The organism is Streptomyces sp. NPDC006261 (genome assembly GCF_040613515.1).
Classification (GTDB): domain Bacteria; phylum Actinomycetota; class Actinomycetes; order Streptomycetales; family Streptomycetaceae; genus Streptomyces.
Genome location: NZ_JBEXSI010000017.1, coordinates 101097 through 125866, shown reverse-complemented (window position 1 = coordinate 125866; position 24770 = coordinate 101097). Strand labels below are relative to the sequence as shown.

Genomic DNA, 24770 nt, shown 5'->3' with positions numbered 1-24770 from the left:
CACTCGAGGGCGAGTGCGAAGTGCACTCCCCTGGCGGCCTGTTCGGTGACGGGGCGGCTGACGGGTGAGCCGATCTCCTCGGCACGACGTGCTCGGCGCCCGGCCGATCCCGGGCGGGGTGCTGGTCCGGGCGCTGCGCCCGTTCGCCCGCTCGGTGACAGTGCTGGCCGAGGGGGTCCGGGCCGAACTGCACGACGACGGGGACGGGTTCTTCTCCGGGGTCCTGCCGGTGAAGGAGGTCCCCGTCTACCGGCTCCGGGTCGCGTACGACGACAACACCATCGAGGTGGACGACCCGTACCGCTTCTGGCCCTCGCTCGGCGAGCTCGACCTGCACCTGATCGCGGAGGGCCGTCACGAGGAGCTGTGGCGGGCGCTCGGCTCGGAGCCGATGGTCCACCAGGGGGTGGCCGGGACCCGGTTCACCGTGTGGGCGCCGAACGCGCGCGGGGTGCGGGTCAGCGGTGACTTCACCTACTGGGACGGCACGGGCACGCCGATGCGTTCGCTCGGCTCGACCGGGGTGTGGGAGCTGTTCCTGCCCGGGGTCGGGGAGGGCGCGCTCTACAAGTACGACATCTGCCGCCCGGACGGTTCGCACACGGTACGGGCCGACCCGATGGCCCGCCGCACCGAGGTCCCGCCCGCGACGGCGTCGATCGTCACCGCCTCGCACCACGAGTGGCGGGACGCGGACTGGATGGCGCACCGGGGCGACCGCCCGGTCCACGAGGCGCCGTTCTCCGTCTACGAGGTCCACCTGGCCTCCTGGCGACCGGGCCTGACGTACCGTCAACTCGCCGACCAGCTCCCCTCCTACGTCAAGGACCTCGGCTTCACGCATGTCGAGCTGATGCCGGTCTCCGAGCACCCCTTCGGCGGCTCCTGGGGCTACCAGGTCACCGGGTTCTACGCCCCGACCTCCCGGATGGGCACCCCGGACGACTTCCGGCACCTGGTGGACGCCCTCCACCGGGCGGGCATCGGCGTCATCATGGACTGGGTCCCGGCCCACTTCCCGCGCGACGACTGGGCGCTCGCGGAGTTCGACGGGCGGCCGCTGTACGAGCACTCCGACCCGCAGCGCGCGGCGCACCCGGACTGGGGGACGCTGGAGTTCGACTACGGCCGCACGGAGGTACGCAACTTCCTGGTCGCCAACGCCACGTACTGGTGCGAGGAGTTCCACATCGACGGGCTGCGGGTCGACGCCGTGGCCTCGATGCTCTACCTCGACTACTCCCGCGAGGACGGCCAGTGGTCGCCCAACGACCAGGGGGGCCGGGAGAACTGGGACGCGGTCGCCTTCCTCCAGGAGATGAACGCGACCGTCTACCGGCGCAACCCCGGGGTCGTCACCATCGCCGAGGAGTCCACCGCCTGGGACGGCGTCACCCGGCCCACCGACAGCGGCGGCCTGGGTTTCGGCCTGAAGTGGAACATGGGCTGGATGCACGACTCGCTGCTGTACGTGGCGAAGGAGCCGGTGCACCGCAAGTACCACCACGACGAGATGACCTTCTCGATGGTGTACGCGTACAGCGAGAACTACGTGCTGCCGATCTCGCACGACGAGGTGGTGCACGGCAAGCAGGCTCTGGTGGCGAAGATGCCCGGCGACTGGTGGCAGCAGCGCGCCAACCACCGCGCCTACCTGGGCTTCATGTGGGCCCACCCCGGCAAGCAACTCCTCTTCATGGGCCAGGAGTTCGCCCAGGGCGCGGAGTGGTCGGAGGGCCACGGCCCGGACTGGTGGCTGCTGGACCCGACGTACGAGGCCTCCGGTGACCACCGCGGGGTGCGGAACCTGGTGGGCGACCTGAACGCGGTGTACGGGGCGGTGCCCGCGCTGTGGCAGCGCGACACGGTCCCGGAGGGGTTCAGCTGGGTCGACGGCGGGGCGGCCGAGGACAACGTCTTCGCTTTCCTGCGGTACGACGCGGACGGCTCCCCGCTGCTCGCGGTCTCGCACTTCTCCCCGGTGGTCCGGCACGACTACCGCCTCGGGGTGCCGGAGACCGGGACCGAGGGCTGGGTGGAGGTCCTGAACACGGACGCGGACCGGTACGGCGGCAGCGACGTACGCAACGAGGAGCCGCTCAAGGCGGAGGCGGTGCCCGCGCACGGCCGGCCGGCCAGCATCTCGCTGACGCTGCCGCCGCTGGCGACGGTGTGGTTCCGGCCGGCGTGACCCCCGACCGATAAGGGCTGCCGCTCCGATGCCCGCGGGCGGTCCGATGAGGGTGGCGCCACCGGACGAACCGGTGGCGCCACCTTCTTTCGGTCGAGGTCGGCCGGCGTCGACCGCATCGAGCAGGCCCAACGCGCCGGCTTGATCACCGGGCGGCCGCACTGGAGATGGAAAGGAGTGACGGCAACGCCGAGGCCGGCCAGGGCGCAAGGACACCCGTACCGGGGGATACGGGTGTCCTTGGGTGGGGGGTGTCGCAGTGGCTTGAAGTGGTCCGTCAGACCTTGGCGGGCTCGGCCGCCGTCTCGCGCTGCTCGGGGACCTCGGTGGAGGTGGCCGGGGCGCCGTGGTCGTCGTCGACCAGGGTCCGCTCGTCGAACGGGAACTGTCCGGCGAGGACCTGGCCGACCCGCTCCTTGTCGATCTCCTTGGTCCAGTGGCCGACCAGGACCGTGGCGACCGCGTTGCCCGCGAAGTTGGTCAGGGCGCGGGCCTCGCTCATGAAGCGGTCGATGCCGACGATCAGGCCGACCCCGTCGACGAGTTCGGGGCGGTGCGACTGGAGCCCGCCCGCGAGGGTCGCGAGGCCCGCCCCGGTCACGCCCGCCGCGCCCTTCGAGGCGATGATCATGAAGATCAGCAGCGAGATCTGCTCGCTCGCGCTCAGCGGGTCGCCCATCGCGTTGGCGATGAAGAGCGAGGACATCGTGAGGTAGATCGCGGTGCCGTCGAGGTTGAAGGAGTAGCCGGTCGGCACGGTGATGCCGACGACGGGCTTGCTGACACCCAGGTGCTCCATCTTCGCGATGAGCCGCGGCAGGGCGGACTCGGAGGAGGAGGTGGAGAGGATGAGCAGGAACTCGCGGCCCAGGTACTTCAGCAGGGAGAACAGGTTGACCCCGGCGACCAGGCGCAGGATCGCGCCGAGCACCACGAAGACGAAGAGCCCGCAGGTGACGTAGAAGCCGATCATGATGATCGCGAGGGACTTCAGGGCGTCGAGCCCGGTCTCGCCGACCACCGCCGCGATCGCGCCGAACGCGCCGACCGGGGCGGCCCACATGATCATGGCGAGGATGCGGAAGACGAGCCGCTGGATGTGGGTGATGCCCCGGATGATCGGCTCGCCCGCCGAGCCCATCGCCTGGAGCGCGAATCCCGCGAGCAACGCGACCAGCAGGGTCTGGAGCACCTCGCCCGCCGTGAAGGCGGAGACGATGGTGGTCGGGATGATGCCGAGCAGGAAGTCCACGGTGGACTCGCTGGCACCGGACGCCTGCTTCTCACCGGCCGCGCGGGCCGCCTCGGTGATGTGGAGGGTGGAGCCGGGCTCCAGGAAGTTGCCGACCAGCAGGCCGATGGCCAGGGCGACGGTCGACATGACCAGGAAGTAGCCCAGCGCCAGGCCGCCGACCGCTCCGACCTTGGCCGCCTTGCGCACCGAGCCGACGCCCAGCACGATCGTGCAGAAGATGATCGGCGAGATCATCATCTTGATCAGGTTCACGAAGCCGGCGCCGATGGGCTTGAGCTCGACGGCCACCCCGGGGGCGACGAAGCCCACCAGGATGCCGAGCGCCACGGCGGCGATCACGGCGATGTACAGGTAGTGGGTACGGTCCCGCTGTTTGGCTGCCACAGCCATGGTGGGGCTCCTCGGCTCGGTCCGGGGGTTTGCACCCCCGTCCCTGGGGGCTCCGGTGACTATCCACCGCCCTGTGACCCCGGTCACCCTTGCGTTCATATCGTTCACGGGTGGTTTCCGGCCACTGGGAGAGGCCCGCTCCGGCGAGGCAGACTGGGGGCCATGCGCCTCCTCCGTACCCGCCCCCGCAGCCTGGCCGGGCAGCTCTTCGCCATGCAGGTCGTGCTGATCGCCGCGGTGGTGGCCGGGTGCGCGGTCTTCGCGTACGTCTCCGGCTCCGCGCAGGCGGAGCAGACGGCGACCCGGCAGGTGCGGGCGGCGGCCGTGGCGGTGGCTGATTCCCCCTCCGTACGGGAGGCCATCCGTACCCCGGACCCCTCGGCCGTACTCCAGCCGTACGCGGAGCAGGTGCGCCGGGACACCCAGATCGCCTTCGTCACGATCATGGACACCGAGCGGAGGCGGTGGACGCACCCCGACGCGTCGCTGATCGGGGAGACCTTCCTCGGCCACACCGAGGAGGCGCTCGCCGGGGCGACCTTCACCGAGACCTACACCGGCACGCTCGGCCCCTCGATACGGGTGGTCACCCCGGTCCGCGACGGCGAGGAGATCATCGGCCTGGTCAGCGCGGGTATCACCGTGGAACGGGTCTCCTCGCAGGTACGCGAACAGCTCGGCGCCCTCGCGCTGGCGGCGGGCGGGGCGCTGGCGCTCGGCGGGCTCGGCACGTACGTGATCAACGCCCGGCTGCGGCGCCACACCCACGGGATGAACGCGGCCGAGCTGAGCCGGCTGCACGACTACCACCAGGCCACCCTGCACGCGGTGCGCGAGGGGCTGCTGATGCTGGACGGGCAGCGCCGGATCGCGCTGATCAACGACGCGGGGCGGGAGCTGCTGGGGATCGCCCCACAGACGCAGGCGCTCGGCCGGACCGTGGACGAGCTGGCCCTGCCCGCGCCGCTGACCGGGGCTCTGCTGGCGTCCAAGGCGCGGGTGGACGAGCTGCACCTCACGGCGGACCGGGTGGTCGTCGTCAACACCCGCCCCGTGGTGGGCGGCGAGCGGCGCGGCACGGTGGTGACCCTGCGGGACCACACCGAGCTCCAGGCACTGACCGGTGAGCTGGACTCCGAGCGCGGCTTCACGCAGGCGCTGCGCTCGCAGGCCCACGAGGCGGCGAACCGGCTGCACACGGTGGTGTCGCTGATCGAGCTGGGCCGGGTGGAGGAGGCGGTGGACTTCGCGACGGCGGAGCTGGAGCTGGCCCAGGTGCTGACCGACCGGGTGGTGGGCGCGGTCGAGGAGCCGGTGCTGGCCGCGCTGCTGCTGGGCAAGGCGGCACAGGCGAACGAGCGCGGGGTGGAGCTGGAGCTCGCCGAGGACAGCCTGATCGACGACGGGGCGCTGCCTTCGTCGCTGGCTCAGCGCGATCTGGTGACGATCCTCGGCAATCTGATCGACAACGCGGTGGACGCGGCTTCGGAGGGGGACGGCATCGGTTCTGCGGGGGCGGTGCCGGCGCAGCGTACGGCTCCGCAGGGCGGCGGGCGGGCCCAGGTCACCGTGACCGCCCTCGCCGACGACCGGGAGCTGCTGCTGCGGGTCTCCGACACCGGGGCGGGCATCGGTCCGGAGGAGGCGGACGAGGTGTTCCGGCGCGGCTGGTCCACGCACGGGGCGGGGCGCGGGCTCGGCCTCGCGCTGGTGCGGCAGGCGGCGCACCGCAACGGTGGGTCGGTGGAGCTGGACCGGGCGCCGGAGGGCGGGGCGCGGTTCACGGTGCGGCTGCCGCTCGGGGACCGTACGGCTTCCGCTCGCGCGAAGGAGGTCACCGCGTGATCCGGGTCCTGGTGGTGGAGGACGATCCGGTGGCCGCCGACGCGCACCAGATGTACGTGGAGCGGGTCGCCGGTTTCACCGTGGCCGCCGTGGCCCACACCCGGGCGGATGCCGTACGGGTGCTGGAGCGGGCCCCGGTGGACCTGCTCCTGCTGGACCTCTACCTCCCCGACGGGCACGGGCTCGGGCTGCTGCGGTCGCTGCGGGCCGCCGGGCACGGGGCGGACGTGATCGCGGTGACCTCGGCGCGGGACCTCGCGGTGGTGCGGGAGGGCGTGTCGCTGGGGGTCGTCCAGTACGTCCTGAAGCCGTTCACGTACCCCACGCTGCGGGACCGGCTGGTGCGGTACGCGGAGTTCCGGGGCGCCGCGGGCGAGGCCAGCGGCCAGGAGGAGGTGGACCGGGCGCTGGGCGCGCTGCGGGTCGCCCACCCGGCCGCTCTGCCGAAGGGGCTCAGCGGGCCGACCCTGGAGGCGGTGACCCGGGTCCTGCGGGAGTCCGCCGAGGGGGTGACGGCGGCGGCCGCCGGGGAGCGGCTCGGGATCTCGCGGATCACCGCGCGCCGCTATCTGGAGCACCTGGTGACCGTGGGGAGCGCGGCGCGGCGTCCACATTATGGGCAGGTCGGCCGACCGGAGCTCCACTACCGCTGGCTGGCCGGAGGCCGCTGAGCCCTGTCCGCCGGGGCATGCGGCAAGCGCTTGCCGCAAGGGCGCGCGGAGGTGGCGGGGCAGTGGTACCGGCGGTAGGGAAAGCGCTGATGGGGCGCTTGATTGCGTACCGCCCGCCCGGTTCACGCTAGGAGGTTCCTACGAAGCGTGTTCTGTGCGGGACAGACCGTAGCCAGCGGCGAAATGGACTTCTACGGTGGGGCCGTGCACCCCACCCCGCCCTTCAACGCCCCCGCCGCGCGCCGACTCCGTGAGGCACTGGGGATGGCTCCCGGCCATGTCGCCTACGGCCTCGCCGCCCAGTACGGGCTCCGGATACCCGCCGAGACCGTCGTCGCCTGGGAGCGCGGTCTCGCGACCCCCGGCGAACGTGAACTGACCGCCCTGGCCGGTGTCCTCTGGTGCGCCCCGGGCGAACTGCTGGCCGCCGCCTCCACTCTGCGCGAGCACCGGATGAGCCGGGAGCTGTCGGTGGACGACCTGGCGCGGCAGCTCGGGATGACCGGGGCCTCGTACCTGCGGATGGAGGAGGCGGGGCGCTGGAAGGGCAACGAGCGGCAGTCCGCCGCGCTGTGCCGGGCACTCGGCCTGTCACCGGCCCAGTTCCTCACCGCGACGGGCCGCGACGAGGAGCTGGCCGAGCTGCTGACGAGTGCGGTCACCACGCGCTGGCAGGCGTACGTCCGCCCGGTGGCGAAGATCGTCCCGCTGGACCGGGCGCAGATCCAGGAGGTCCTGGAGCAGCTGCACGCCGACTACCAGGCGCTGATGGTCTCCACCCTGAGCTGGAGCAGCACGGGCCAGGAACGGTCTTCGACGACGGGCGACGAGGGACGGGCGTTCCTGGCCCGGGTGGTGGACCAGTTCTGGCGGACGGCCGGGGTGTATAGCCCGTAGGCGGCTAGAAGACCGACTCCGCCTCGTACATCCGGTCCACCGGGACGGTCTTCAGCCGCGTGACCGCGTCCGCGAGCGGCACCATGACGATGTCGTTGCCACGCAGGGCGGTCATCCGGCCGAAGTCGCCGCGGTGCACGGCCTCGACCGCGTTCCAGCCGAAGCGGGTGGCGAGGACCCGGTCGTACGCGGTGGGCGTGCCGCCGCGCTGGACATGGCCGAGGATGACCGGCCGGGCCTCCTTGCCGAGCCGGGTCTCCAGCTCGACGGCGAGGCGGTTGCCGATGCCCTGGAAGCGCTCGTGGCCGAACTGGTCGATGGCGCCCTTGGCGTAGGGCATGGAGCCCTCGGCCGGGTGCGCGCCCTCGGCGACGCAGACGACGGCGAACTTCTTGCCACGGGCGAAGCGCTCCTCGACCATCTTGACCAGGTCGTCGACCTGGAAGGGGCGCTCGGGCAGGCAGATGCCGTGGGCGCCGCCGGCCATCCCGGACTCCAGCGCGATCCAGCCCGCGTGGCGGCCCATGACCTCGACGACCATGACCCGCTGGTGGGACTCGGCAGTCGTCTTGAGACGGTCTATGGCCTCGGTCGCGACGCCGACGGCCGTGTCGAAGCCGAAGGTCCGGTCGGTGGCGGAGATGTCGTTGTCGATGGTCTTGGGGACGCCGACGACCGGCATGCCGGCGTCGGAGAGCATCCGGGCCGCGGTGAGCGTGCCCTCGCCGCCGATCGGGATGAGCGCGTCCAGGTCGTAACGGCGGGCCAGCTCCTCGCAGTTCTCGGCGGCCTCGCGCAGCCGGTCGCGCTCCAGGCGGGCGGAGCCGAGGATCGTGCCGCCGCGGGCGAGGATGCCGCTGACCGCGTTGAGGTCGAGAGGGCGGACGTGGCCGTCGAGGAGCCCCTTGAAGCCGTCCTCGAAGCCGATGACCTCGTCGCCGTGGCCCACCACGGCCCGGTGGACGACCGACCGGATCACTGCGTTCAGGCCGGGGCAGTCGCCGCCCGCGGTGAGAATTCCGATGCGCATCGAGGTGTGTCTCCTGCTCGTTAGTGCCGCGCTTCCCGGGGTCCGGCTGAGGCGGCCCCCGTGCCCTGAACCACGTCGATTGTCCCACGCCGGGCAGGCGCGCCGCTCTTCCGGCGGGCGGACTCCGCTTTCGGCGGGGCGGATCGCACCAGCGGGCAGGAGGGAGCCGAGGGCCGCGACCTCCGGCGGGCGGTATAGCGGCCCCCGCAGGTATCGTCAAGAGGCAATGCAGGCCAATGGCCGCACCCCTCGGAGCGCCGGGGACAGCGCGGGGAGGATCCCCCACGTCCTGGACGGACCGCGGGCCGCGGCACCGCACAACGACGGGAGAGCACGCGTGGCGCGCAGCGTGTACGTGACCGGGATCGACCGGGGGGACGGCCGGCAGGTCGTCGAGCTGGGAGTCATGGAGCTACTGACGCGTCAGGTGGACCGGGTCGGAGTCTTCCGTCCGCTGGTCCACGACGGGCCCGACCGGCTCTACGAGCTGCTGCGGGCCCGCTACCGGCTCTCCCAGAGCCCCGCGTCGGTCTACGGCCTGGACTACCACGAGGCCTCGACCGTGCAGGCGGAGAAGGGGACCGACGAGCTGGTCTCGCTGCTGGTCGAGCGCTTCCACCAGGTGGCCCGGGAGTACGAGGTGGTCCTCGTCCTCGGCAGCGACTTCGCCGCCACCCAGCTGCCCGACGAGCTGGCGCTCAACGCGCGCCTCGCCAACGAGTTCGGCGCCTCGGTGATCGCGGTCGTCGGCGGCAAGGGGCAGACCGCGGAGTCCGTCCGCGCCGAGACCCGTAACGCCTACCGCGCCTACGCCGGCCTCGGCTGCGACGTGCTGGCGATGGTGGTGAACCGGGTCGCCCCCGAGGACCGGGCGGTGATGGCGGAGCGGCTGGCGGCCCGGCTGCCGGTGCCCGTCTCCGTACTGCCGGACGACCCCGCGCTCTCCGCCCCCACGGTCGCCCAGATCACCGCCGCCCTGGACGGCACGGTGCTGCTCGGCGACGACGCGGGGCTCGCGCGGGACGCGCTGGACTTCGTCTTCGGCGGGGCGATGCTGCCGAACCTGCTGAACGCGCTGACGCCCGGCTGCATGGTCGTGACGCCCGGGGACCGATCCGACCTGGTGGTGGGTTCGCTGGCCGCGCACAGCGCCGGCACCCCGCCCATCGCGGGCATCCTGCTGACCCTGAACGAGCGCCCCGGCGAGGAGATACTCACCCTGGCCGCCCGGCTCGCACCGGGGACCCCGGTCGTCTCGGTGGCCGGCGGCTCCTTCCCCACGGCGGCCGAACTCTTCACACTCGAAGGGAAGTTGAACGCGGCGACGCCCCGTAAGGCGGAGACCGCGCTCGGCCTCTTCGAGCGCCATGTCGACACCGGCGCCCTCCTGGAGCGGATCTCGGTGGCCCGCAGCGGCCGGGTCACGCCGATGATGTTCGAGCACGAACTGCTGGAGCAGGCCCGCTCCGACCGCAAGCGCGTGGTCCTGCCCGAGGGCGGCGAGGAGCGGGTACTGCGCGCGGCGGACGTCCTGCTGCGCCGCGACGTCTGCGACCTCACCCTCCTCGGCGATGTCGACACGATCCGCAAGAAGGCCGCCGACCTCGGCATCGACCTCGCCGAGACCCAGATCGTCGACCCGCACACCTCCGAGCTGCGCCAGGCGTTCGCCGAGCGGTACGCGCAGCTGCGCGCGCACCGCGGGGTGACGGTGGAGCTGGCGTACGACGTGGTGGCGGACGTGAACTACTTCGGCACGCTGATGGTGCAGGAGGGGCTGGCCGACGGGATGGTCTCCGGGTCGGTGCACTCCACCGCCGCCACCATCCGCCCGGCCTTCGAGATCATCAAGACCAAGCCGGACGCCTCGATCGTCTCCTCGGTCTTCTTCATGTGCCTGGCCGACAAGGTCCTCGTCTACGGCGACTGCGCGGTCAACCCGGACCCGAACGCCGAGCAGCTCGCGGACATCGCGGTGCAGTCGGCGGTGACGGCCGCCCGGTTCGGCGTCGAGCCGCGGATCGCGATGCTGTCCTACTCCACCGGAACCTCGGGCTCCGGCGCGGACGTCGACAAGGTGCGCGAGGCGACCGAGCGGGTGCGGGCCGAGCGGCCCGAGCTGCGGGTGGAGGGGCCGATCCAGTACGACGCGGCGGTCGAGCCGTCCGTCGCGGCGACGAAGCTGCCGGAGTCGGAGGTGGCCGGGCAGGCCACCGTCCTGATCTTCCCGGACCTGAACACCGGCAACAACACCTACAAGGCCGTGCAGCGCTCGGCCGGCGCGGTGGCGGTCGGCCCGGTGCTCCAGGGTCTGCGCAAGCCGGTCAACGACCTCTCCCGGGGCGCGCTCGTCCAGGACATCGTCAACACGGTGGCGATCACGGCGATCCAGGCGCAGGGCGAGGAGCGCCCCGCATGACGACTTCTCCTGTTCCCGACCACGAAAGCACGGCAGCCCCTGTGGAACCGCATCGTGTCCTCGTCCTCAACTCCGGTTCCTCGTCGGTGAAGTACCAGCTCCTGGACATGCGCGACCGCTCCCGGCTGGCCTCCGGCCTGGTCGAGCGGATCGGCGAGGAGACCTCGCGCCTGGTGCACACCCCGCCGGCCGGCGGCGGCGCCGAGACCCGGGAGCGTGCGGGCCGGATCGCGGATCACGACGCGGCGCTCAGGGCGGCGGCCGAGGAACTGGCGGCGGACGGGCTCGGCCTCGACTCCCCCGAACTCGCCGCGATCGGGCACCGGGTCGTGCACGGCGGGCTGAAGTTCAGCGCACCGACCGTGATCACCGACGAGGTGCTGACGGAGATCGAGCGCCTCGTCCCGGTCGCCCCGCTGCACAACCCGGCCAACATCACCGGCATCCGTACGGCGCTGGCGCTCCGCCCGGACCTGCCGCAGGTCGCCGTCTTCGACACGGCGTTCCACACGACGATGCCGGAGTCTGCGGCCCGGTACGCGATCGACGTGGAGACCGCCGACGCGCACCGCATCCGCCGCTACGGTTTCCACGGCACCTCGCACGCGTACGTCTCCCGGAAGACGGCCGAGCTGCTGGGCAAGGCTCCCGAGGACGTCAACGTCATCGTGCTGCACCTCGGCAACGGGGCCTCCGCCTCGGCGGTCGCGGGCGGGCGGTGCGTGGAGACGTCCATGGGGCTGACCCCCTTGGAAGGACTCGTGATGGGTACGCGCTCCGGGGACATCGATCCGGCGGTCGTCTTCCACCTGAAGCGGGTGGCGGGCATGTCGGCCGACGAGATCGACGTCCTGCTCAACAAGAGGAGCGGGCTGGTCGGGCTCTGCGGCGACAACGACATGCGGGAGATCCGCCGCCGGATCGAGGAGGGCGACGAGAAGGCCGCGCTCGCCTTCGAGATCTACATCCACCGGCTGAAGAAGTACATCGGCGCGTACGCGGCGGTGCTCGGCCGGGTGGACGCGGTGGTGTTCACGGCGGGGGTCGGCGAGAACTCGGCCCCGGTGCGGGAGGCTGCCATCGCGGGTCTGGAGGAGTTCGGTCTCGCGGTGGACGCCGGCCTCAACGCCGTACGGTCCGGTGAGCCGCGGCTGATCTCTCCGGAGTACGCACGGGTCGCGGTCGCCGTGGTGCCGACGGACGAGGAGCTGGAGATCGCCGGCCAGACGTTCGCGCTCGTCGGAGGTCCTGGGCCCTCGGGCCTCGGACAGGTCGACAACTGAGCGCCCCCGCGCCCCTTTGTATCTTCCACCAGACGGAATATTCCGCAGCGAAACAAACCGATAGGATCCGCCTCATGCGCCGTTCCAAAATCGTCTGCACCCTCGGTCCCGCCGTCGACTCCCATGAGCAGCTCGTCGCTCTGATCGAGGCCGGCATGAGCGTGGCCCGTTTCAACTTCAGTCACGGCACCCACGAGGAACACCAGGGCCGGTACGACCGCGTCCGCGAGGCGGCCGCCGAGACCGGCCGCGCGGTGGGCGTGCTCGCCGACCTCCAGGGCCCGAAGATCCGCCTGGCGAAGTTCGCCGAGGGCCCGGTCGAGCTGGTCCGCGGGGACGAGTTCACCATCACCTCCGAGGACGTCCCCGGCGACAAGTCGATCTGCGGCACGACCTACAAGGGTCTGCCCGGCGACGTCACCAAGGGCGACCCGATCCTGATCAACGACGGCAATGTCGAGCTGAAGGTCGTCGAGGTCGTCGGCCCCCAGGTCAGGACCATCGTCATCGAGGGCGGTGTCATCTCCGACCACAAGGGCATCAACCTGCCCGGCGCGGCGGTCAACGTGCCGGCCCTCTCCGAGAAGGACGTCGAGGACCTGCGCTTCGCCCTGCGGATGGGCTGCGACCTGGTCGCCCTCTCCTTCGTCCGGGACGCCGACGACGTCAAGGACGTCCACAAGGTGATGGACGAGGAGGGCCGCCGGGTCCCCGTCATCGCCAAGGTGGAGAAGCCGCAGGCGGTCGAGCACATGGAGGGCGTCGTCATGGCGTTCGACGGTGTGATGGTGGCCCGCGGTGACCTGGCGGTGGAGTACCCGCTGGAGAAGGTCCCGATGGTGCAGAAGCGCCTCATCGAGCTGTGCCGCCGCAACGCCAAGCCGGTGATCGTGGCGACCCAGATGATGGAGTCGATGATCACCAACTCGCGGCCGACCCGCGCCGAGGCGTCCGACGTCGCCAACGCGATCCTGGACGGCGCGGACGCGGTCATGCTGTCGGCCGAGTCGTCGGTGGGCGCGTACCCGATCGAGACGGTCAAGACGATGTCGAAGATCGTCTGCGCCGCCGAGGAGGAGCTGCTCTCCAAGGGCCTCCAGCCGCTGGTACCGGGCAAGAAGCCCCGTACGCAGGGCGGCTCGGTGGCCCGCGCGGCCTGCGAGATCGCGGACTTCCTGGACGGCAAGGCCCTGGTCGCCTTCACCCAGTCCGGCGACACCGCCCGCCGCCTCTCCCGCTACCGCGTGGCCCAGCCGATCCTGGCCTTCACCACGGACGAGGGCACCCGCAACCAGCTGGCCCTGAGCTGGGGCGTCGAGTCGCACGTGGTCCCGCACGCGGACAACACCGACGCGATGGTCGACCTGGTCGACGCAGAGCTGCTCAAGCTCAACCGCTACAACAACGGCGACACGATGATCATCACGGCCGGTTCGCCCCCCGGCGTCCCCGGCACCACGAACATGGTCCGGGTGCACCACCTGGGCGGCGAGCAGGGTTAGTCCCGCCGCCTCAGCCGACCCGAGGGGCGGTGTTCCGGAGCGATCCGGAGCACCGCCCCTCGGCGTTCGTTTCCGCTCTCAGGCCGTACGGGCGAAGTCGCCGCCGACCTCGTACGTCGTCCCGCCGGCGGTCCTGGCCGTGGCCCGGTACGTGTCCGGTGCGGCGTCGCGGCCGCCCGGCGCATGGTCGTACTGCCCGGCGAAGACATGCGTCCCGGCCGGGACCGTGCGGCCGGCCTTGAGCGTCCAGCGGTGGACGAGGACGCCGTCCCGCTCGCGTACGGAGAGGTCGAAGTCCCCGTCCGGCCGGGTCTGCCAGGTGCCGGTGGAGCGGACCTGGCCGGTCTGCGGGACGAGGAGTTCCACCGTGAGCGCGGTGAGCGGTTCCTGGGACTTGAGCGTGACCTCGCTCTGTGCCCAGTCAGGGTTGTCCTCGGGGGCGATGGAGCCGTCCGCCCAGAGCGGCCCGTCGGTGGTGGAGAGGCTCCCGCCGCCCGGTGCGGGCGGGCGGTCCTCGTCGGTGCGCGGCGGGGTGCCGCCGGCCGACGGAGTGGGCGGCCGGGCAGGCTCCTCAGGCGCCCCGGACGGCACAGGAGGCGTCGCGTCGGGGCTCCCGGTCGCGACCGGGGGTGCGGGGATGCGGTCAGAGGGGCGGGGCGCCGGCGTGGCCCGCTCCTGTGGTGCCTCCTCCTGTGGTGCCTCCTCCTGTACGACGGACGATCCCGGTACGTCGTCGGGCGCCTGGACCACCGACGCCACGGCGAAGCCGCCGACCACGCACGCCCCGGCGGCGACGAACCCGGCGAGGGCGGCCCTCGGCCAGACGAAACGGATCCGGCGGGCGGGGGCGCCGTGGCTCTGAGGCCTCGCCCGCTCGATGCGGGCGAGCATCCGGGCCCGGTCAGGGTGGTGCGAGGAGGCAGCCTCCCGCAGCTCCCCGGGCAGGTCGCTCATCGTTCTCCCCTTCCCGCGAGTTCGAGCGAGGTACGGCCGGCCAGCAGTCGTTCGAGCTCCGCCATCCCCTTGGAGGTCTGGCTCTTGACCGTGCCGACCGATATCCCGAGAGCCAGCGCGGTGTCCTTCTCCGACAGGTCGAACGCGTGCCGCAGCACGACGCACGCCCGCTTGCGGAAGGGCAGTCTCCCCAGCGCCTGCCGCACGTCGAGGACCGCCGCCACGTCGGGGCCCTCCGCCGGGTCACCGCGCCGGGACCAGAAGAGCGCGACGCGGTGGCGTTCGCGTACGGCCGCGCGGACGCGGCTGCGGGCCATGTTGGCGACGACCCCACGGGCGTACGCGACGGGGTGCTCGGCCGCACGGACCCGGTCCCAGCGGTCCCATAGCGCCACCAGCGCGTCCGCCGCGAGGTCGTCGGCGGCGGCCGCCTCGCCCGTCAGCAGGTGGGCGAGGCGGGCGAGTTCCGCGTAGTGGCGGTCGAAGAAGTCATGGAACTCCGCGGACGCGTCGTCAGCCATGTCCAAAACCGCTCCCTCGTGCATGCGGATCGCTGCCTACTTCATCCCCGCGCCGATGTCCGGAGTGCCGGTGACCAGGAAGGTGGTCGCCGGGAGGGAGCCGTCGGCCCGGCGGGGCCCGTACGCGCTGGTCGGATCGGTACGCAGGCCCGCGGGCCCCGCCTGCCCGGCGTCCCAGGTGTTGGCGGCCGAGACGACGCGCTTGCCGAGCTTCGCCGCGCCGGTCGCGTTGTCCACCGCGAGGTTACGGGAGAGGCGCGCGGGCGAGGAGGCGAAGTAGTAGCCGGAGGCGTCGTTGGCGTAGGCGGTGTTGCGGTGCAGCCGCAGGGCGCCCGGGTTGCTGTTCTCCGTGAAGCCGTGCTTGCTGTTGTCCCAGGCGGCGTTGCCGGTGACGACGTGCGCGGCGCTCGCCCCGCCGCCGCCCAGCTTGAAGCCGTTGCCGTTGCCCTCGAAGGCGGAGTCGTTCCAGCGGTTCACCCCGTTCCCGTACGCCCAGCTGCGCTCGATCCGGACAGGGCTGGCCCACTGCCAGAGGTCGATGCCATCGTCGGCGTTGTTGTAGAGGCGTGCGCCGATGACCTTGTTGCCGGTGCCGGAGCCGAACTTGATGGCGAGGCCGTCGGCGTTCTGGCCGTGGTTCCTGGCGTCGTAGTTGCCGTACGAGTCGAGGTTCTCGATCAGGTTGTCGTTCGTCCCCTCCCCGCGCAGCGTGAAGCCGGAGTCGCCGTTGCCGTGGGTGGTGAGGTTGCGGAAGATCCCGCCGGTGGACGAGGTCACGACGACCCCGTGGGCGCCGGAGTTGCGGAACGTCAGGTTCGACAGGGTCCAGCGGTCGCCGCCTATCGCGACCAGCCACTCCCCCTTGGGCAGCTTGGACCCGTCGACGACCGCCTTCTCCGTCCCGTGGGCGGTGACGGTGATCCGGCGCTGCGCGGTCCCGTTCGCCTGGCTCTTGAGGCTCTTGGCGGGGTGGTACGTACCGCCGCGCAGCTGGATGGTGGTGCCAGGCGCTGCGGCGGCGAACGCCTTCTCCAGCTGGGCCGTGGTCGAGACGACGACGGTCCCGGCGGCGCTCGCGTCATCGGGGGCCGTAGCCGCCCAGACGCCCACGCCCCCCGCGGCCACGGCGACGGCCACGGCGGCCGAGAGCGTTCGGGTCCTGCGGTGGCGTCCTCTGCTGGTGCTCACGTGGGTGCTTCCTTCGCTCGGTCGGGTCGGCAGGGGCGGGCAGGGCAGTTCGGTGCCTGGCCCGTGCCCCCTGGTTGCCGCCGCTCGCGGAAAGGTTGCCGGGGCGTGCGGGAAATGTGAGGCGGCTGATGCTCGGCGTTCGTCCCGGTCAGCCCCGGGCATCCCGTTCGACGCCTTCCGTGAGGATCGGGACATCACCGCCGGGCCGCCCGGACTGGACGAACCGCTCACCGTGCGCCGGTGACGCGGCCCGCTGTTCTCCACGGCAGATGACCGTGGGCTGTACCCCTCGCGAGGGGTACAGCCCACGGCTCTGTGCGGCTCCCGGACGGGAGCAGGCGGCGGCTAGTTCTTGCCGCCGTCGAGGTAGTTCTGCAGGCCCGGGACCCTGAGCGAGCCGCCGAACTGGCCGGCCTGGGTGACCTTGACCTTGGTGAAGAAGGCGAAGGGCACGTTCAGGGGCGGCGGGGTCTGCGGGTTGAACGTGATCGGGATGAGGCCGAAGAGGTTGCCCTTCAGCTCCTCCGTGTACATCGTCACCGTGCCGTTGCGGATGGTCGACGTGGAGCCCGGACGGGACCTCACGTGGCCGGTCGTGCCCGCAGGGCCGGTGGTGAGCTGGTGGAGGTCCTTGATGTCGATGGAGCTGGCGGTGAACTTCAGCACCTTCTTGATGGAACCGTCCGACTTCTTCACCTCGACGATGCCCTTGTAGTCCAGGCCGTTGAGCGTGAGCAGCGAGGACTCCAGGATCCACGGGTCGGCCGGCAGCAGCGGGATGCCGGGCTCCAGGGACGCCGCGGCGAGGGCCTCCGGGTCGGGTTCGGGGCAGGGGAAGCGCGGCTTGGCGCCGTCGGGGATGTCCTCGTCCTTCCTGGGGTCGAGTCCCTTGACGTCGTCGTCGAGCTCCCTGACGTCCTCGCCCGCCTTCTCGGCGGCATCGCGGATCGCGTCGGCCGTCTTTCCGGCTTCTTCCTTCGCCCGGTCGGTGGCGTCCTTCGCGGGGCCGTCCGCCGCGTCCTTCGGCGCGTCCTTCTCCGGATCCTTCGGCTCGTCGGCCGGTTCCGGGGAGTCGGCCGCGGGGCTCGGGGACGGGCTCGCCGTCTCGTCGGGCTTCTCCTCGGCCGGGTCCTTGCCCTTGTCCGGGTCGAAGAGGTCCTTGAGGGCGTCGCCCAGGCCCAGCGGGTCGATCGGGTTCTTCGACCGGGTGGGCGTCGGGGTGGGGCTCGGCTCCTCGGCGGGCTTCTCGTCGGTCGTGTCGGGCTTCTGCCCCGCGTCGGGCTTCTCGTCGGCCGCCGGGTCCCCGGTTGGCGTGCCGCTCTCCGTGGGCTTCGGGGTGGCGCCGTCGTCCTGGCCCGGCTGCTGGCCCTTGTCCGGCTGCTCGCCCTTGTCCGTGGGCGTCGCCGACGGGGTCGGGGTGGCCTTCGGGGACTCGGACGCGGACGCGTCGGGCTCGTCGGACCGGGTGACGCAGGGGCCCGGGGCGAAGGGGATGTCGGGGTTGCCGTCGGCCATGGCGAGCTTCGGCGTGAGGCCCATGCCGACGAAGACGGCGGTCGGCATCGCGGCGAGCGCGAAGGCCTTCTTGCCGCTCGGCATGTGCAACTTGGTCAGCAGCGACTTCTTGGGGGCCGCGTGGCGGGGGCCCTTGCGCTCGCGGAGGCCGTCCTCGGCATACGCGTTCGGCTGCTGTTGCTCGTCACCCCGCACGATGTGTCCCCCCGTCATAGCCGGAGGCCGCGTCGTGGTCACCCGCCGGCTGCTGCGGGACAGCCGCGCCCTGCAGGGCGCCCTCGGGGGCGTACCCGCTCTCCGGCTGCTGCTTGTCCAGCGGCAACGGGGCGTCCCGCAAGGCCGCTTCGTCCGCATGGGGCTCGCCCGGTGCCCAGGAGATGGACAGGGCTCCGCCGATGAGCGCGAGAAGGAATCCGATGACGAAGCCACCGATGTTGGCGACCGGCAGGGAGATCAGCGCGAGGAGGATGGCCGCGACACCGGCGAACACCCGGACGATGCTGTGGAACCACATCGTCAGGCCCAGCGTGATCAGCAGGACCCCGATGATGAGGGATCCGGCGCCGGCAGTGGTGGACATCGCCAGCGTCATGTTGCCGAGGTGGAGATCGGCGTACGGGAAGTAGGCGATGGGCGCACCGCCCAGCATGGTGAACAGACCCGCCCAGAACGGCCGGTTACCCCGCCAGGTACGGAATCCCCGCCGGTAGACGGTGAGGTTGTGCTCGTTCTGCCCTGTGGACTCGGGGCTCATGGAAAACAGCTCCCTGGAACCGGTACTGCTGTGAGAGGAGAAAGGGTGGGCGGCCGGAAGACCCTGCCGGGGCGCCCCGGCCACCCGGGCGAGTGCTTAGAAGCACTCCTTGACGCCCTTGTGCAGCTTCAGGCTCAGGTTGCTGAGCTTGAAGGTGCCGGCGGTGGTCGCCCACGCCGTCTGCTTCACATCGGTCAGGGTGGCCTTCTTGGCCCGCTGCGCGAAGCCGTTGGGGTTGACCCCCTTCTCGGTCCCGGGCTGGATGCCGGGCGCACCGACGGAACCGGCCGCGACACCGATGTCGATGTTCTCGAAGTAGGCGTCGGCGTCGAGCTGGGCGATGTCCAGGTAGAGGTTGGTCGCCACGACCGGGTTCTCCGGGTTGGTGCCGGCCCTCAGCTGCAGGCTGACGTTGCCGATGCCGAAGGGCACCTCCGGCGTGACCACCGACTGGCACATGTTGGTGATCGTGGCCTTGCTGAAGCCCGAGACCGCCACCGGGTGCTGGGCATCGTTGCCCTTGAGGTCCTTGCCGACGGCAACACTGCCGTACTGGACGAAGTCATCGCCCACCAGCTTGTCGGTCCGGACCTTGAAGCTCTGGCCGGACACGGCGAAGGACGCGGCCAGCGCACCCTGCGCGAGCCCGACGCCCACCGCCGCCGTCGCGACGACGCTCGGCACCATGACCAGGGCGAAACGCTTCCATCTTGTCCCACCGCGAACCTGGGAACTCATAACTTGCTCCTTCTTCTCGGACGTACATCTCCGGGCGGGTGGGAAACCCGTCCTGGGATGGGAGAAGTGCTACGTCCTCGGGAAGGAGAGCGCCCGCAGACGGAGGCGTGTACCGCATCCGCTGCACCGGCGTTCACCCCCGAGCGACAAACCACTGGCTGCACGGTGTGTACAGCCGGCCGGACAGGCCCCGCCTCCTGGCGAGAACCCCCCTGTCCACGACCGGCGCCACTGCCGCCGGCCCACTCGGTGGGGACCCAACAGGCCCCTCGGCACCGGCTGGAGACCGGGCTGAAGGTATGGGACCGAGCGTGGCCGATCGTGGTGCATTCGGCGCCGCCGCACAAGGGGGGTCGTTACTTGCCAGTAACGACCTGATAACCGTGGTACGACCGGGCGCCAGCGTGCGGCCACACAGGGTGGCACGAAAAGGACATCGAAACAGCGGGAAACTCAGCCGAAACCAGACAGAGCGACCTCATCGACTTACTGCCAGTAACAGCACGTCTCATTGTCAATTCTTGGTAAAGCGGGGGTGTCTCCTGGCGTGCGGACGGCAAAACGGCCGTGATACCCCAGGGGCATCACGGCCGTCTTGTCACATCGGAACAATCAGCTCGCGAACGGGACAATCAGCTCGCGACCACTTCGCCCTCACATGCGGCGATCAGAACAGCACGCGCGCCAGCGCGGTGCGGGCGGCGGTGACCCGGGGGTCGTCGGGGCCGATCACCTCGAAGAGCTCCAGCAGTCGCAGCCGGGCGGTGTTGCGGTCGTCGCCGGTGTTGCGGCGGACCACCTCGACGAGCCGGCCGAAGGCGTCCTCGACATGGCCGCCGACCAGGTCCAGGTCGGCGGCGGCGACCTGGGCGGTCACATCGCCCGGGTCGTCCGCCGCGTCCTTGCGGACCGCGTTCGGGTCCATGGTCTGGACGCGGGCGAGCAACTCCGCCTGGGCCAGGCCGAGCTTGGCCTCCGGGTTGGCCGGGTCGTCGGTGAGCACGTTCTTGTACGCCTGCACGGCGCCGCCGAAGTCGTTGGCGTCGAGAGCGGAGGCAGCGGCCTCCAGCAGGGCGTCGTACGGGCCGGCCGGCACCTCGGCCGGGACGGCGTCGGGCGAGGCGTTCGGGTCGACGGCGATCCCGGTGAGGCCGAACCGCTCCTCGCCGACCTGGATCAACTGGTCCAGCGTCTCGCGGATCTGGGCCTCGGGGGCCGCGCCCTGGAAGAGCGGGAGGGCCTGCCCGGCCACGACGGCGAAGACCGCCGGGATGCCCTGGATGCCGAACTGCTGCATCAGCATCTGGTTGGCGTCGACATCGACCTTGGCCAGCAGGAAGCGGCCGTTGTACTCGACGGCCAGGCGCTCCAGCAGGGGGCCCAACTGCTTGCACGGCTCGCACCACTCGGCCCAGAAGTCGATGACGACGGGTACTTCGGCGGAGCGCTGGAGGACATCGCGCTCGAAGCCTGCTTCATCGACGTCGATCACCAGGGCGGCGGGCGTCACGGCACCGGCGTCCCCTGTGCGGGCGGCCTGCGCACGGGCCTGCTCCGCCTTGGCCTTGGCCTCGCCGGCCGCCTTGACAGCGGCGAGGTCGACGACGCCGCTCATGGACATGTTCCTAGGCTGCATACCTACATCCTCCCCCCTGAGCACACCGTTCCGGAAAGCGATACAAGAACCGGGCCGGTCCGCGGCGCCGGCCGGCGCGCCGGGCGGACGGACAGAGACGGTCCCCGGGGCCCCGAAGAACCCCGGCGGGGCTCCGAAAAGACCCCGGTGGAACAGAGACGGGCCCGGATAGGACCCGGTGGGCCTTCCGGATCCCCATCCGGCCGGCCCGTGCGGCTCCGGGTCCCCACCCGGCGCCTTGTGGCTGTCGCTCGTTCGTTCCGTGGCGTACGGGGCGGGCCTGCCGCCCTCCTTACGCTACGACCCGTAGCGTAACTGCCGATCGGCCCGCCGGAACAGGCCGTCCCGGTGATCTGTCTCACGGAACCCGGGGCGGACCGGACCTCCCTACCGGCCGGTATGGTCGCCGCATCATGAGCCGCACCGACCCCCGAACCGCCCGAACAGGACGCCCGCGCTCCACCGCCGCCGATGCCGCGATCCTGGAGGCGACGCGCGCCTCCCTGGTCGACCTCGGCTGGTCGAAGCTGACCATGGGCGATGTGGCGGCCCGGGCAGGCGTCGCCAAGACGACCCTCTACCGGCGCTGGGCGGGCAAGAACGAGCTGGTGGTGGACGCGGTGGCCGTCCTCTTCGACGAGCTGGAGCTCCCCGACCGGGGCAGTCTGGCCGCCGACGTGCAGGGCGTGGTGCTCCAGTTCGCCGCCCTGCTGGAGCGGCCGGAGACCCGGACGGCGCTGATGGCGGTGGTCGCCGAGTCCACCCGGGACGACTCGCTGCGCCGCCGGATCCGCTCGGCCATCGTGGACCGGCAGAAGCGGCTGGTGCTCCTGGGCCGGGAACGGGCCCAGGCCCGCGGCGAGCTGCGGTACGAGGACGACGCCTCGGCCGCCGCCCGCAACGCGGACCTGATCTTCGACGTGATCGCCGGAGCCGTGGTGCACCGCACGCTGGTGAGCGCCGAACCGGTGGACGCCGCGTGGGCGAGCGGGTTCACGACGCTGTTGCTGCTCGGACTGGCCGGCGCCGAGGCGGGTAGCGCCACTCACACCTGGTAGCGGTTCGGGACCGCCGGCCGGGGACCGCGCCCGAGGATCCCCCGTACGTCCTCGACCGCTTCTGCCGCTCCGGGGCCGCCCGCGCCCTCCCCGGCACGGGGCCGGGCTCGCGATGGCCCGGCAGACCGCCCGTGCGCACGGGGCGGAGCTGACGGTGGGGGCGGCGCCGGGCGGCGGGGCGCTGTTCGTGGTGGCGTTCGGCGGGGAGGGCCCGCAGCGGGGCGAGCCCTGGCTCCGTAGAGCCTCAGAAGCCCGGCGGCTCCGTGTACGTGCCCCACTCCTCGCGCAGCGCCTCGCAGATCTCGCCGAGCGTGGCCTCGGCCCGTACCGCGTCCAGCATCGGCGCGATCATGTTCGAGCCGTCGCGGGCCGCGGCCAGCATCGCGCCCAGCGCGGCGCTCACCTTCGCGTCGTCCCGGGCGGCCTTGCGCGCGGTGAGCTGGCTGACCTGGTCGCGCTCGACCTCGTGGCTGACCCGGAGGATCTCCAGGTCGCCGGTGACCGAGCCGTGGTGGACGTTGACGCCGACGACCCGCTTGTCGCCCTTCTCCAGGGACCGCTGGTACTGGAAGGCGGACTCGGCGATCTCGCCGGTGAACCAGCCGTCCTCGATGCCGCGCAGGATGCCGGAGGTCATCGGGCCGATGGGATGCTGCCCGTCGGGATGTGCCCGGGTGCCGCGCTCCCTGATCTGGTCGAAGATCTTCTCGGCCTCGGCCTCGATGCGGTCGGTGAGCTGCTCCACGTACCAGGAGCCGCCCAGCGGGTCGGCCACATTGGCGACGCCGGTCTCCTCCATCAGCACCTGCTGGGTGCGCAGCGCGATCTCGGCGGCCTGCTCGGAGGGGAGGGCGAGGGTCTCGTCCAGGGCGTTGGTGTGGAGCGAGTTGGTGCCGCCGAGCACGGCGGAGAGGGCTTCGACAGCCGTTCGTACGACGTTGTTGTACGGCTGCTGCGCGGTGAGGGAGACCCCGGCGGTCTGGGTGTGGAAGCGGAGCCACTGCGCCTTGTCGGTCTTGGCGCCGTACGTCTCCTTCATCCAGCGGGCCCAGATGCGGCGCGCGGCGCGGAACTTGGCGATCTCCTCGAAGAAGTCGAGGTGGGCGTCGAAGAAGAAGGAGAGCCCGGAGGCGAACGTATCGACGTCGAGGCCCCGGGAGAGGCCGAGCTCCACATAGCCGAACCCGTCCGCGAGGGTGTACGCCAGCTCCTGCGCGGCCGTCGCCCCGGCCTCGCGGATGTGGTAGCCGGAGACGGAGAGCGGCTTGTAGGCGGGGATGGAGGAGGCGCAGTGCTCCATCAGGTCGCCGATGAGGCGCAGATGGGGCTCGGGCTGGAAGAGCCACTCCTTCTGCGCGATGTACTCCTTGAAGATGTCGGTCTGGAGCGTGCCGTTGAGCACCCCCGGGTCGACGCCCTGGCGCTCGGCGGCGACCAGGTACATGCAGAAGACCGGGACGGCGGGGCCGCTGATCGTCATGGAGGTGGTGACGTCACCGAGCGGGATGCCCTTGAAGAGGGTCTCCATGTCGGCGGCGGAGTCGATGGCGACCCCGCAGTGGCCGACCTCGCCGAGCGAGCGCGGTTCGTCGGAGTCGCGGCCCATCAGGGTCGGCATGTCGAAGGCGACGCTGAGTCCGCCGCCGCCCGCCGCGAGGATCATCTTGTAGCGCTCGTTGGTCTGCTCGGCGTTGCCGAAGCCGGCGAACTGGCGGATGGTCCAGGTGCGGCCCCGGTAGCCGGTCGGGTGCAGCCCGCGGGTGAAGGGGTACTCCCCCGGCCAGCCGATCCGCTCGAACCCCTCGTACGTGTCGCCGGGGCGCGGCCCGTAGACCGGCTCCACCGGGTCCCCGGAGAGCGTGGTGAAGTCCGCGTCACGCTTGCGGGCCTTGTCGTAACGGGCCTGCCAGCGGAGGCGGCCTTCCTCGATCGCGTCAGCGTCCATGCTTCGAATTTACTAGGACGTCCTAGTAAATGTCGATGGCAAACCGCCCGGCGCTTTTGCGCGGGGCGGTGAGGGTGCCGTGCCGGTCAGGCCTGCGCGGGCTCCGTGGCGGGCTTGGTGACCAGCACCTGGGCCTCGCGGCTGACCTTCGGCTCGACGAAGAAGGAGGCGAAGGGGATGCAGCCGGCCGCCAGCACCCACAGGAGCTTGCCGAACGGCCACTTCGCCTTGGAGCCGAGGTCGAAGGCGAAGATGACGTAGACGATGAACAGCACGCCGTGGATCTGGGAGATCACCATGGTGTCGCCGGTGTCGAAGGCGTACTTCGCGATGATCGCCACCGTGAAGACGAGCAGCCAGACGGCGGTGACGTAAGCCATCACCCGGTAGCGGGTGAGCACGTTCTGTTTCATGGACACGAGCGTAACGGGGCGGCCGGGGCGATCTTCGCCCACCCCCGGGCCTCACTCACCCCTCGTCGAAGTCCTGCGCCGCCACCCGCAGCGGCCGGAGCATCGCGAAGATCTCCGCGCACTCCTCGGCGTCGTACACCCCGAGCCCGAAGTCCATCGCGACCAGGTCCTCGGTGGCCGACTCGACGACCTCGCGCCCCTTGTCGGTGATCGAGGCCAGCGTGCCGCGGCCGTCGTTGGGGTTGGGGCGCTTGCTCACCAGGCCGGACTTCACCAGCCGGTCCACCGTGTTGGTGACGGAGGTGGGGTGCACCATCAGCCGCTCACCGATCTTGGACATCGGCAGCTCACCGGCCTTGGAGAAGGTGAGCAGCACCAGCGCCTCGTACCGGGCGAAGGTCAGACCGTACGGCTTGACGACGGCGTCGACCTCGGCGAGCAGGATCTGCTGGGCCCGCATGATCGAGGTGATCGCCCCCATCGAGGGCACCGGCCCCCAGCGCTGATGCCAGAGTTCCTCGGCACGGGCGATGGGGTCGAAGGGAAGGCTGAGCGGCTTCGGCAC

The 24770-nt window shown here is 71.4% G+C and carries 20 protein-coding genes and 1 pseudogene; 9 read left to right on the top strand and 12 right to left on the bottom strand.

All coding sequences use genetic code 11. From position 1 onward, the window contains the following. Positions 1 to 64: 64 nt before the first annotated feature. A complete protein-coding gene (glgB, locus tag ABZ154_RS13915) occupies positions 65 to 2191 on the top strand; it encodes a 1,4-alpha-glucan branching enzyme (RefSeq protein ID WP_356832207.1) in 2127 nt (708 codons plus the stop codon). A gap of 277 nt (positions 2192 to 2468) precedes the next feature. Here the strand turns inward: glgB and ABZ154_RS13910 are convergent, their stop codons facing one another. Then, the gene (locus ABZ154_RS13910) at positions 2469 to 3836 is read right to left on the bottom strand and encodes a cation:dicarboxylase symporter family transporter (protein WP_356832205.1); all 1368 of its coding nucleotides are present in this window, start codon (positions 3834 to 3836) and stop codon (positions 2469 to 2471) included. Between the two features lie 162 nt (positions 3837 to 3998). On the opposite strand from ABZ154_RS13910, the gene ABZ154_RS13905 reads away from it, so the two are divergent. The 3 genes from ABZ154_RS13905 (at position 3999) to ABZ154_RS13895 (ending at position 7249) form a co-directional block, all read left to right on the top strand. Continuing rightward, positions 3999 to 5681 (top strand): sensor histidine kinase, encoded by a 1683-nt coding sequence (locus ABZ154_RS13905; protein ID WP_356832203.1) that lies wholly within the window; start codon positions 3999 to 4001, stop codon positions 5679 to 5681. Next, a complete protein-coding gene (locus ABZ154_RS13900) occupies positions 5678 to 6352 on the top strand; it encodes a response regulator (protein ID WP_356832201.1) in 675 nt (224 codons plus the stop codon). The genes ABZ154_RS13905 and ABZ154_RS13900 overlap by 4 nt, the downstream gene beginning before the upstream one ends. Positions 6353 to 6535: 183 nt before the next feature. Then, the gene (locus ABZ154_RS13895; RefSeq protein ID WP_356832199.1) at positions 6536 to 7249 is read left to right on the top strand and encodes a helix-turn-helix transcriptional regulator; all 714 of its coding nucleotides are present in this window, start codon (positions 6536 to 6538) and stop codon (positions 7247 to 7249) included. Between the two features lie 4 nt (positions 7250 to 7253). Here ABZ154_RS13895 and ABZ154_RS13890 read toward each other — a convergent pair whose 3' ends face one another. Further along, positions 7254 to 8279 carry an ATP-dependent 6-phosphofructokinase gene (locus ABZ154_RS13890; protein WP_356832197.1) on the bottom strand — a complete coding sequence of 342 codons (1026 nt, stop codon included), beginning with the start codon at positions 8277 to 8279 and terminating at the stop codon, positions 7254 to 7256. Positions 8280 to 8616: 337 nt separating this feature from the next. Here ABZ154_RS13890 and pta point away from each other — a divergent pair, with 337 nt between their 5' ends. From pta to pyk, 3 genes are all read left to right on the top strand, one after another. Continuing rightward, positions 8617 to 10698, top strand: coding sequence for a phosphate acetyltransferase (pta, locus tag ABZ154_RS13885; RefSeq protein ID WP_356832195.1), 2082 nt, complete (start codon positions 8617 to 8619; stop codon positions 10696 to 10698). Next, the gene (locus tag ABZ154_RS13880) at positions 10695 to 11981 is read left to right on the top strand and encodes an acetate kinase (RefSeq protein ID WP_356832193.1); all 1287 of its coding nucleotides are present in this window, start codon (positions 10695 to 10697) and stop codon (positions 11979 to 11981) included. The genes pta and ABZ154_RS13880 overlap by 4 nt, the downstream gene beginning before the upstream one ends. Positions 11982 to 12055: 74 nt before the next feature. Further along, entirely contained in the window at positions 12056 to 13483 is a 1428-nt protein-coding gene (gene pyk / locus ABZ154_RS13875; RefSeq protein ID WP_356832191.1) for a pyruvate kinase, read from the top strand. Positions 13484 to 13561: 78 nt separating this feature from the next. Here pyk and ABZ154_RS13870 read toward each other — a convergent pair whose 3' ends face one another. From ABZ154_RS13870 to ABZ154_RS13840, 7 genes are all read right to left on the bottom strand, one after another. Then, on the bottom strand, positions 13562 to 14437 hold the full coding sequence (locus tag ABZ154_RS13870; RefSeq protein WP_356832189.1) for a hypothetical protein: 876 nt from the start codon (positions 14435 to 14437) through the stop codon (positions 13562 to 13564). After that, a complete protein-coding gene (locus ABZ154_RS13865) occupies positions 14434 to 14958 on the bottom strand; it encodes a SigE family RNA polymerase sigma factor (protein WP_356832187.1) in 525 nt (174 codons plus the stop codon). Before ABZ154_RS13865 ends, ABZ154_RS13870 begins: the two co-directional genes overlap by 4 nt. A 36-nt stretch (positions 14959 to 14994) precedes the next feature. Then, complete coding sequence (locus tag ABZ154_RS13860; RefSeq protein WP_356832185.1) at positions 14995 to 16146, bottom strand: right-handed parallel beta-helix repeat-containing protein; 1152 nt, start codon at positions 16144 to 16146, stop codon at positions 14995 to 14997. A 345-nt stretch (positions 16147 to 16491) separates the two neighbouring features. Then, positions 16492 to 17856 carry a hypothetical protein gene (locus ABZ154_RS13855; RefSeq protein WP_356832211.1) on the bottom strand — a complete coding sequence of 455 codons (1365 nt, stop codon included), beginning with the start codon at positions 17854 to 17856 and terminating at the stop codon, positions 16492 to 16494. Further along, positions 17846 to 18415, bottom strand: a complete 570-nt coding sequence (locus ABZ154_RS13850; RefSeq protein WP_356832183.1) for a DUF6114 domain-containing protein — start codon at positions 18413 to 18415, stop codon at positions 17846 to 17848. The genes ABZ154_RS13855 and ABZ154_RS13850 overlap by 11 nt, the downstream gene beginning before the upstream one ends. A gap of 96 nt (positions 18416 to 18511) precedes the next feature. Beyond that, entirely contained in the window at positions 18512 to 19153 is a 642-nt protein-coding gene (locus tag ABZ154_RS13845; RefSeq protein ID WP_356832181.1) for a DUF6230 family protein, read from the bottom strand. A gap of 667 nt (positions 19154 to 19820) precedes the next feature. Continuing rightward, complete coding sequence (locus ABZ154_RS13840; protein WP_356832179.1) at positions 19821 to 20789, bottom strand: tetratricopeptide repeat protein; 969 nt, start codon at positions 20787 to 20789, stop codon at positions 19821 to 19823. A 413-nt stretch (positions 20790 to 21202) separates the two neighbouring features. Here ABZ154_RS13840 and ABZ154_RS13835 point away from each other — a divergent pair, with 413 nt between their 5' ends. Together ABZ154_RS13835 and ABZ154_RS13830 are read left to right on the top strand one after the other, a co-directional pair. Then, positions 21203 to 21847 (top strand): TetR/AcrR family transcriptional regulator, encoded by a 645-nt coding sequence (locus tag ABZ154_RS13835; protein ID WP_356832177.1) that lies wholly within the window; start codon positions 21203 to 21205, stop codon positions 21845 to 21847. Then, positions 21844 to 22046 (top strand): annotated as a pseudogene (locus ABZ154_RS13830) (ATP-binding protein); the annotation flags it as partial. The gene ABZ154_RS13835 and the pseudogene ABZ154_RS13830, both read left to right, overlap by 4 nt. Before the next feature lie 45 nt (positions 22047 to 22091). Here ABZ154_RS13830 and ABZ154_RS13825 read toward each other — a convergent pair. The 3 genes from ABZ154_RS13825 to ABZ154_RS13815 form a co-directional block, all read right to left on the bottom strand. Then, positions 22092 to 23792: a methylmalonyl-CoA mutase family protein gene (locus ABZ154_RS13825; RefSeq protein ID WP_356832175.1), complete on the bottom strand. Its 1701-nt coding sequence runs from the start codon at positions 23790 to 23792 to the stop codon at positions 22092 to 22094. Positions 23793 to 23878: 86 nt separating this feature from the next. After that, positions 23879 to 24205, bottom strand: coding sequence for a DUF3817 domain-containing protein (locus ABZ154_RS13820; protein ID WP_356832173.1), 327 nt, complete (start codon positions 24203 to 24205; stop codon positions 23879 to 23881). A 55-nt stretch (positions 24206 to 24260) separates the two neighbouring features. Beyond that, complete coding sequence (locus ABZ154_RS13815; protein ID WP_026241067.1) at positions 24261 to 24770, bottom strand: MarR family transcriptional regulator; 510 nt, start codon at positions 24768 to 24770, stop codon at positions 24261 to 24263.